At 68.6% G+C, this 277-nt stretch carries 1 protein-coding gene; it reads right to left on the reverse strand.

All coding sequences use genetic code 11. The annotated features are described in order from the left end of the window. On the reverse strand, positions 1-277 hold a 277-nt coding region (locus tag D7V97_RS43950; RefSeq protein WP_304988542.1), incomplete at both ends, for a CARDB domain-containing protein.

The raw sequence follows: 277 nt of genomic DNA on the forward strand, positions 1-277 counted from the left end.
GGCCGGCGTTGAGGTACGGCGAGCCTGCGTAGCCCACGAAGAAGTCCGGCGAGGGCCCCGTCGGACCGTTGGGGGTGATGGTTGCGTCCGCCGACAGGTACACCTCCACCGGCGCGCTGCCACCGACGGTGCCCTGGTTGCACACCGTCACGGAGACGGAGATCTGCTGGCCGGACGTGGCGCTGGCCGGCCCCGTTACCGCGGACACGATGAAGTCGGGCCTGTTGCCCACGCCGATGCGGCTGCCGGTCAAGGTGTTGTTGTTCTCAATCAGCTC

It is taken from the genome of Corallococcus sp. CA053C (assembly GCF_003611675.1).
Classification (GTDB): Bacteria; Myxococcota; Myxococcia; order Myxococcales; family Myxococcaceae; genus Corallococcus.